The organism is Streptomyces sp. W16 (genome assembly GCF_033194735.1).
Lineage (GTDB): Bacteria > Actinomycetota > Actinomycetes > Streptomycetales > Streptomycetaceae > Streptomyces.
In genome coordinates this window covers 1-8,004 of sequence record NZ_JAWOAI010000463.1, presented here as the reverse complement: position 1 = coordinate 8,004, position 8,004 = coordinate 1, and the positions used below count along the sequence as shown (strand labels likewise).

Annotated in this window: 8 protein-coding genes and 1 pseudogene; 6 read left to right on the top strand and 3 right to left on the bottom strand. The window is 70.8% G+C overall.

Translation table 11 applies throughout. The features are described from left to right. Together R6V09_RS40380 and R6V09_RS40375 are read right to left on the bottom strand one after the other, a co-directional pair. A pseudogene (locus tag R6V09_RS40380) lies at positions 1-434 on the bottom strand (DNA helicase RecD); the annotation flags it as partial. Next, positions 431-1,414, bottom strand: coding sequence for an aldo/keto reductase (locus R6V09_RS40375; RefSeq protein WP_317886468.1), 984 nt, complete (start codon positions 1,412-1,414; stop codon positions 431-433). The gene R6V09_RS40375 and the pseudogene R6V09_RS40380, both read right to left, overlap by 4 nt. Positions 1,415-1,600: 186 nt before the next feature. Here R6V09_RS40375 and R6V09_RS40370 point away from each other — a divergent pair, with 186 nt between their 5' ends. Then, positions 1,601-2,656 (top strand): LLM class F420-dependent oxidoreductase, encoded by a 1,056-nt coding sequence (locus R6V09_RS40370; protein ID WP_317886467.1) that lies wholly within the window; start codon positions 1,601-1,603, stop codon positions 2,654-2,656. A 236-nt stretch (positions 2,657-2,892) separates the two neighbouring features. Continuing rightward, complete coding sequence (locus R6V09_RS40365) at positions 2,893-3,681, top strand: ferritin-like domain-containing protein (RefSeq protein ID WP_317886466.1); 789 nt, start codon at positions 2,893-2,895, stop codon at positions 3,679-3,681. A 12-nt stretch (positions 3,682-3,693) separates the two neighbouring features. Here R6V09_RS40365 and corA read toward each other — a convergent pair whose 3' ends face one another. Beyond that, on the bottom strand, positions 3,694-4,692 hold the full coding sequence (gene corA, locus R6V09_RS40360) for a magnesium/cobalt transporter CorA (protein WP_317886465.1): 999 nt from the start codon (positions 4,690-4,692) through the stop codon (positions 3,694-3,696). A 62-nt stretch (positions 4,693-4,754) separates the two neighbouring features. Here corA and R6V09_RS40355 point away from each other — a divergent pair, with 62 nt between their 5' ends. From R6V09_RS40355 to mshC, 4 genes are all read left to right on the top strand, one after another. Beyond that, entirely contained in the window at positions 4,755-5,441 is a 687-nt protein-coding gene (locus tag R6V09_RS40355) for a histidine phosphatase family protein (RefSeq protein WP_317886464.1), read from the top strand. A 75-nt stretch (positions 5,442-5,516) separates the two neighbouring features. Next, the gene (locus tag R6V09_RS40350; protein ID WP_317886463.1) at positions 5,517-6,107 is read left to right on the top strand and encodes a DUF3090 domain-containing protein; all 591 of its coding nucleotides are present in this window, start codon (positions 5,517-5,519) and stop codon (positions 6,105-6,107) included. Beyond that, a complete protein-coding gene (locus R6V09_RS40345; protein ID WP_317886462.1) occupies positions 6,071-6,898 on the top strand; it encodes an SCO1664 family protein in 828 nt (275 codons plus the stop codon). Before R6V09_RS40350 ends, R6V09_RS40345 begins: the two co-directional genes overlap by 37 nt. 94 nt (positions 6,899-6,992) lie before the next feature. Next, positions 6,993-8,004: cysteine--1-D-myo-inosityl 2-amino-2-deoxy-alpha-D-glucopyranoside ligase (gene mshC / locus R6V09_RS40340; protein ID WP_317886461.1), on the top strand; the 1,012-nt coding region annotated here is incomplete at its 3' end.

The window sequence follows — 8,004 nt, the reverse complement described above, 5'->3', positions numbered from 1 at the left end:
ACGGGCTGTGGCCGCCGCACGGCTTCAGGAGTGGCGGATGGGCGCGGGGCGGGCTCCGGCTCGGTGAAGGCGGTGGGCACGGGCTTCTCGCCGCTCTCCACGGCTCGTACGGCCGCGAGCAGATCGGCGGCCGTACCGCTCAGCTTGGTCCCGGCCACGATGGGCCCGGCCTTCTCCGCCTTCCGCCGCTCGATCCGCTCCCGCTCCAGCCGCTGCGCGAGCAACTCGGCTGCGGCTTCGGACAGTTCGGGAGTGGCGGCAAGCTCGGCGGTGGCCTCACCGGCGGCTTCTGTGCCCTCCGAGGCCGCGGTTTCCTCCGTGTCTTCGGCGCCCTCCATCGCATCCGTGCCCGACTCCTCGGCCGCGTCGTCCGGCAGGCCGGGCTCGACAGGCTCCGTGGTGTCCGGGGCCGTGGTCTCCGGGTCCGTGCTCACAGCGTGCTCCAGTCGTGATCGGGATAGCGGTGCAGAGGCGCCGACACATCGTCGAGCGCTCGGCAGATCTCGTCAGGAAGACTAAGCGCCTCCACTGACAATGCGGCCGTGAGCTGCTGGGCGTTGCGCGCGCCGACGATCGGGGCGGCCACTCCGGGCCGGTCGCGGACCCAGGCCAGGGCGATCTGAAGGGGTGTCACCGCGAGCCCGTCCGCGGCCGTCGTCACGGCGTCCACGATGCGGCTCGCCGTGTCGTCGAGGTAGGGCGCGACGAAGAGGCCCATGTGATCCGAGGCGCCGCGCGAGTCGGCCGGTGTGCCGTGCCGGTACTTCCCGGTGAGCACCCCGCGTCCGAGCGGCGAGGAAGGCAGTAGCCCGATGCCCAGGTCGAGCGCGGCCGGCAGCACCTCGCGCTCCACGCCCCGCTGCAACAGCGAGTACTCCAGCTGCGTGCTGGCCAGCCGCGTCCGCGTGCCCGGCGCCGCGAGCTGCCAGGTCGCCGCCTTGGCGAGCTGCCAGCCGCAGTAGTTGGAGACGCCCGCGTAGCGCGCCCGCCCACTGCTGACCGCCAGGTCGAGGGCCTGGAGGGTCTCCTCCAGCGGCGTGAACGGGTCGAAGGCGTGGATGTGCCACAGGTCGACGTAGTCCGTGCCGAGCCGGGCCAGCGAGGCGTCCAGCGCGGCGAGCAGATGGCCGCGCGAGCCGTCGAAGCGGCGGTCGGGGTCGGGCACGCTGCCCGCCTTCGTCGAGATGACCAGGTCCCGGCGCGGCACGAGCCCTTCTATGAGCTGTCCGAGCAGATACTCGGCCTCCCCGTCGCCGTACACGTCCGCCGTGTCGACCAGGGTGCCGCCGGCCTCCCAGAACGCCTTCAAGAGGTCCGCGGCGTCATGCTCGTCGGTGTCGCGCCCCCAGGTGAGGGTGCCGAGTCCGATCCGGGACACACGAAGGCCGGTACGGCCGAGATGCCTCTGCTCCATGAACGCCGAGATTACTGGCCTGAACCGGCGGTGTGGGGGCCTGTGGATAACCGATTCGCACGATGATCCACAGTCCCTCGCACGGCACGCTCCGTGACCACTCACCGGCACCCGTCCTGTCCGCCCGGACCACCTCGCGCTAGGGTCGGCACAACAGCGACGTTACTGATCGGTAAGGGGTCTGCCATGCAGCTCGGGATCAACCTCGGCTACTGGGGTGCCGGAATGGACGGCGACAATCTGGCCGTGGCCCAGGAGGCCGACCGCCTCGGCTACGCCGTGTGCTGGGCCGCCGAGGCCTACGGCTCCGACGCGGCCACCGTGCTCACCTGGGTCGCCGCGCAGACCGAGCGCATCGACGTCGGGTCGGCCATCTTCCAGATCCCGGCCCGCCAGCCCGCGATGACCGCGATGACCGCCGCGACCCTCGACTCGCTCTCCGGGGGCCGCTTCCGCCTCGGCCTCGGCGTCTCGGGCCCGCAGGTCTCCGAGGGCTGGTACGGCGTCAAGTTCGACAAGCCGCTGGCACGCACGCGTGAGTACGTCGAGATCGTACGGAAGGCGATGACGCGCGAGCGGCTGTCCTACGACGGTGAGCACTGGACGCTGCCGCTGCCCGGCGGCCCGGGCAAGCCCCTGAAGCTGACCGTGCACCCGGAGCGCGAGCACATCCCGCTCTACATCGCGGCGATCGGCCCGAAGAACCTGGAGCAGACCGGCGAGATCGCCGACGGCGCGCTGCTCATCTTCCCGTCCGCCGAGCACCTGGAGGACACCGCCATCAGGCACCTGCGGGCCGGGCGTGAGAAGGCCGGGAAGACCCTGGAGGGCTTCGACATCGTCCCGACGGTCCCGCTCGCCTTCGGCGAGGACAAGGATGTGGAGAAGCTCGCCGACACCTTCCGCCCGTACACCGCGCTGTACGTCGGCGGCATGGGCAGCCGGCAGCAGAACTTCTACAACAAGCTGGCCCAGCGCATGGGGTTCGAGGCGGCTGCCGCCGAGATCCAGGACAAGTACCTGGCCGGCGACAAGGACGGCGCCGCCGCCGCCATCCCGCACGACCTGATCGACAAGACGACGCTGCTGGGCTCCGTGGACCGCATCGCGGACCGGATGAAGGAGTACGCGGCGGCCGGTGTCACCACCCTGACCCTCGCCCCGGCGGGCTGGACCCTGGAGGAGCGGATCGCCGCCCTCCGCGCCGGAACCGACGCACTGGAGCGCGCGGGCCTCGCGTAACGCGACCGCGCCGTACGGAAGTTTTCTACGGCCGTGGTGGGGGCTCGGGGGGTCTTCCCCGCCACGGCCGTCACGGGGAACAACGCGCGGCAGCCCGTGCGGTTACGCCCCCGTCGGGACATCGGCAGTCCACCTTTTGGCGGAGTTGTCCGACACAGCTGTTGCAGCACCTCTGCCGTCGCATTTGACTCGTTCTTTGCGGAATGCGGCGGAATCCTGCATGGAGGTGCCTTCAGATGCTTTCGGCCAAGAGCCTGTTCCAGGAGATCCTCGACGACGACGAGTCCTTCCGGCTGTTCTGCTCCATCGCGGCCAGCGGCGAATCGCAGGGCGGCTGGGAGAACGGGCGCATCGCCGCCCTCGTCCCGCCCGGCGAACGCGGCCTCGCCCCCAAGATCAGCCGGCACGGCGCCGACGAGGACAAGCACGGGCGTATTTTCAACGCCCTCATGAAGAAGCGCGGCCTCGAACCCGTACCGGTGCCCGCTGACACCGACTACACGATGCTCCTGGAGCGGCACGGCATCGGTCTCGCGCACGACAAGCTCAAGGGCGACCAGCCGCTCACCGTCCAGGACATCGTCACCTACCTCGCGCACAGCCGGGTCACCGAACAGCGCGCCTCCGAGCAGATGGACCTGTTGCGCAGGCACTTCGCCGACCACCCCGACCTCGGCCGCGCGGTGCGGATGATCTCCCACGACGAGGACAACCATCTCGCCTACTGCCACGAGGAGTTGCTGCGCTTCGCGTCCGCCGGACACGGCCGCGCCATCCAACGGACGCTGCGCGAGTGCGCGTTGGCGGAGATCCGGATCTACCGGGACGTCAGCCTCGCCGTGATGGCCCACATGGGACGCGTCCTCGGCTGGCCGCGCGCCAAGTCGGCGGTGCTCACCGCAGGCATCCACGCCGTGTACGCCTACGAACGGCTCGGCGGCTGGCGGCGGATGGTGTCCCTGAAGATGCCGGAACGACGTGACGCCCTCGGCGGACCGGCCACCGCCGCCCCCGAGTTCGCGTGAGCCCAAGCGGTGCTACAGCCAGCCGCGCCGCTTGAACGTCCGGTACAACAGCACCTCCAGGGCGACCATCAGCAGGATCACCGCCGGGTAACCCCACAGCCAGTGCAGCTCCGGCATGTGATCGAAGTTCATGCCGTAGACCCCCGCGATCATCGTGGGCACCGCGGCCATGGCCGCCCACCCGGAGATCTTCCGCATGTCGTCGTTCTGCCGGACACCGGTCTGCGCGAGATGCGCCGCCAGGACGTCCGACACCAGCCGGTCCAGGCCCTCCACGGACTCGTTGACCTTCATCAGGTGGTCGTTCACGTCCCGGAAGAACGGCCGCGCCTTGTCGTGCACGAACCGCACCCGGTCACCGGCGAGACCGACACCCGCGAGCCGGGTCAGCGGCTGCGCGAGCGGTCCGGTGGCCCGGCGGAACTCCAGGATCTGCCGCTTGAAGGCGTAGATCCGCGACGCCGTCGTCCGCGAGCCGCCGCCCGTCGGCGAGAACACCGCCGCCTCCAGCTCCTCCAGGTCGGTCTGCAACTCGCCCGCGACGTCCACGTAGTGGTCGACCACGGCGTCGGCGATCGAGTACAGCACTGCCGTCGGGCCGTGCCGCAGCATCTCCGGCTCCTCCTCAAGTCGGTGCCGTACGGCCGCCAGGGGGGCCTCCTCGCCGTGCCGGACGGTCACCACGAAGGAGTCGCCGACGAAGACCATGACCTCGCCGGAGGTGACCACGTCGCTGTCCGCCTCGTAGCCCACCGGCTTGAGGACCACGAACAGCGAGTCGTCGTAGACCTCCAGCTTGGGCCGCTGATGCGCGGTCAGGGCGTCCTCGACGGCCAGCGGGTGCAACGCGAACTCCTGGGTGACCTTGTCGAACTCGTCCTCGGTGGGCTCGTAGAGGCCGATCCAGACGAAGGCGTCACCCACACGACGACAGTGGTCCAGGCCGTCGGAGAAGTCGCCGGGCCCCTCCGTCCGGCGCCCGTCGCGGTAGATGGCGTAGTCGACGATCACGGTCCGTATTCTCCCGCCGTCCGGCCGAAGTCGCACTCGCGCGTACGCCTACCCTTGGCCGCATGCCCACGTTGATCCTTGTCCGGCACGGACGTTCGACCGCCAACACCGGGGGAGTACTCGCCGGCTGGACACCCGGTGTCGCCCTCGACGAGCGGGGCAACGCCCAGGCCGCCGCGCTCCCAGGACGGCTCGCCGCGCTGCCGATCGCCGAGGTGGTCGCCAGCCCGCTGCAACGCTGCCAGGAGACCCTCCGGCCCCTCCTGGACGCCCGCCCCGACCTGCGCGCGCACACCGACGAGCGGATCGGGGAGTGCCACTACGGCGACTGGTCCGGCCGCAAGCTCGCCGAGCTCAAGGACGAGCCCCTCATGGAGGTCGTCCAGGCGCACCCCTCGGCCGCCGCGTTCCCCGGCGGCGAGTCGATGCGGGCGATGCAGACCCGCGCAGCCGAGGCCGTACGCGAGTGGAACGCGCGCGTGGAGCGCGATCACGGCGCCGACGCCGTCTACCTGATGTGCTCGCACGGCGACATCATCAAGTCCCTCGTCGCGGACGCACTCGGACTTCACCTGGACCTCTTCCAGCGGATCTCCGTAGAACCGTGTTCCATCACTGCGATCCGGTACACCCGGCTCAGGCCTTTTCTCGTACGGCTCGGGGACACCGGCGATCTCGCCTCCCTGGCGCCGCGCGAGGAGCCTCCGGGCGACGACGCCCCGGTCGGGGGCGGCGCGGGCGCACCGTGATCGTCGGCCGCAGTAGGGTGAAGCGGTCGCAGTAGCGCCGCACTTGTCAGCAGTCGATTCCAATGGAGACAGGACGTGTCCCGTCAGGTGTTCCTCTACGACCCGCCGGACCGCTTCGTAGCCGGTACGGTCGGTCTGCCCGGGCGCCGTACGTTCTTCCTCCAGGCCGCCGCCGGTCCTCGGGTGACCAGCGTGGCGCTGGAGAAGACGCAGGTAGCCGCGCTCGCCGAGCGCATGGACGAGCTTCTGGACGAGGTCGTACGGCGCAGTGGCGGCAGCGCGGCCGTCCCCGCCGTCACCCCCACCGAGATCTCCGACACCCGCCCGCTGGAGGCCCCCGTCGAGGAGGAGTTCCGCGTCGGCACCATGGCGCTCGCCTGGGACGGTGAGGAGCAGCGCATGATCGTCGAGGCGCAGGCCCTCGTCGAGCTCGACGCCGACACCGACGAGGACCTCGCCGAGGCCGAGGAGCGACTCCTCCAGGACGAGGAGAACGGACCCCCGATGCTGCGGGTCCGCCTCACCGGAGCCCAGGCCCGCGCCTTCGCCAAGCGGGCCCTCGACGTCGTCAACGCCGGCCGGCCGCCGTGCCCGCTGTGCAGCCTCCCGCTCGACCCGGAAGGACACGTATGTCCGCGCCAGAACGGATACCGCCGCGGAGCGTGACCACGGCCGAGCTGCTCGCCAAGGGTGAGCTGAAAGTACGCGGACGCATCCGTGAGGCCTCGAACGCGGTGCTGTTCTGCTCCGTGACCCACGAGGGCCGTGAGGCGTCCTGCGTCTACAAACCCGTCGCCGGGGAGCGCCCCCTGTGGGACTTCCCCGACGGCAACCTCGCCCAGCGCGAGGTCGCCGCCTACGAGGTCTCCGAGGCGACCGGCTGGGGTCTTGTTCCCACGACCGTGCTGCGCGACGGGCCGTACGGCGAGGGCATGTGCCAGCTGTGGATCGAGGCGGCGACGGAGGAGGGCGGGCCCGAACTGCTCGCCCTGGTCGACGCGGAGGAGCCGGAAGCCGGGTGGAAGGCCATCGGGTTCGCCGAGGTCGGCGAGGGCAAGACGGCCCTCCTGGTGCACGCCGACGACGAGCGGCTGCGCAGGCTCGCCGTCCTCGACGCCGTGATCAACAACGCCGACCGCAAGGGCGGCCATCTGCTGCCCGCCGACGAGGGGCGGCTCTACGGCATCGACCACGGTGTCACCTTCAACGCCGAGAACAAGCTGCGCACCCTCCTGTGGGGCTGGGCGGGGGAGCCGCTGACCCAGGAGGCCCTGGACGTCCTGCAGGGGCTCAGAGAGGCGCTGGAGGACGGTGGCGGGCTCGCCGGGAAGCTTGCCGAGCTGATCACCGCTGTGGAACTCGACGCCACGCGCGCGCGTGTCGACGCGCTGCTCGCGGCCGGTAAGCATCCCGAACCGAGCGGGGAGTGGCCGGCCATTCCGTGGCCGCCCGTGTAGCCGCATACCGGCGGGGACCGCGCAAGAGCGCCTTACCGGCCATCCGACCTGGTCCGGTTCGTATACGGAACATCCGTCCGGTTAGGCTCATGACATGTATGCCTGGCCCGCTTCTGAGGTCCCCGCCCTGCCCGGCAAGGGCCGCGACCTCCGGATCCACGACACCGCGACCGGCGGTCTGGTCACCCCTGACACCGGTCCCGTCGCCCGTATCTACGTGTGCGGCATCACGCCGTACGACGCCACCCACATGGGGCACGCGGCGACCTACAACGCGTTCGACCTCGTGCAGCGCGTGTGGCTCGACACCAAGCGCCAGGTTCAGTACGTCCAGAACGTCACCGACGTCGACGACCCGCTCCTGGAGCGCGCCGAGCGCGACGGCGTCGACTGGGTCGCCCTCGCCGAGAAGGAGACCGCGCTCTTCCGCGAGGACATGACCGCCCTGCGCATGCTGCCCCCGAAGCACTACATCGGCGCGGTCGAGGCGATACCCGGCATCGTGCCGCTCGTCGAGCGCCTCAGGGAGGCCGGTGCCGCCTACGAACTCGAAGGCGACATCTACTTCTCCGTGGGGTCCGACCCCAACTTCGGCAAGGTCTCGAACCTCGACGCCGCCGCGATGCGACTGCTGTCCGCCGAGCGCGGCGGCGACCCGGACCGCCCGGGCAAGAAGAACCCGCTCGACCCGATCCTGTGGCTCGCCGCCCGTGAGGGCGAACCCAGCTGGGACGGCGGCTCGTTGGGCCCCGGCCGCCCCGGCTGGCACATCGAGTGCGTGGCCATCGCCCTGGACCACCTCGGCATGGGCTTCGACGTACAGGGCGGCGGCTCCGACCTCGCCTTCCCGCACCACGAGATGGGCGCCTCGCACGCCCAGGTCCTGACCGGCGAGTTCCCCATGGCCAAGGCGTACGTCCACGCCGGCATGGTCGCCCTGGACGGCGAGAAGATGTCGAAGTCCAAGGGCAACCTGGTCTTCGTCTCGACGCTGCGCCGCGAGGGCGTCGACCCGGCCGCGATCCGGCTGGCGCTGCTCGCCCACCACTACCGCGCCGACTGGGAGTGGACCGACGGGGTGCTCGCCGACGCGGTCGCCCGGCTCG

Excerpts from the sequence above, each read along its gene's own strand:
- R6V09_RS40345 (WP_317886462.1), top strand. The coding sequence starts at position 6,071 with ATGTCCGCGCCAGAACGGATACCGCCGCGGAGCGTGACCACGGCCGAG.
- R6V09_RS40365 (WP_317886466.1), top strand. The coding sequence starts at position 2,893 with ATGCTTTCGGCCAAGAGCCTGTTCCAGGAGATCCTCGACGACGACGAG.
- R6V09_RS40370 (WP_317886467.1), top strand. The coding sequence starts at position 1,601 with ATGCAGCTCGGGATCAACCTCGGCTACTGGGGTGCCGGAATGGACGGC.
- R6V09_RS40355 (WP_317886464.1), top strand. The coding sequence starts at position 4,755 with ATGCCCACGTTGATCCTTGTCCGGCACGGACGTTCGACCGCCAACACC.
- R6V09_RS40375 (WP_317886468.1), bottom strand. The coding sequence starts at position 1,414 with ATGGAGCAGAGGCATCTCGGCCGTACCGGCCTTCGTGTGTCCCGGATC.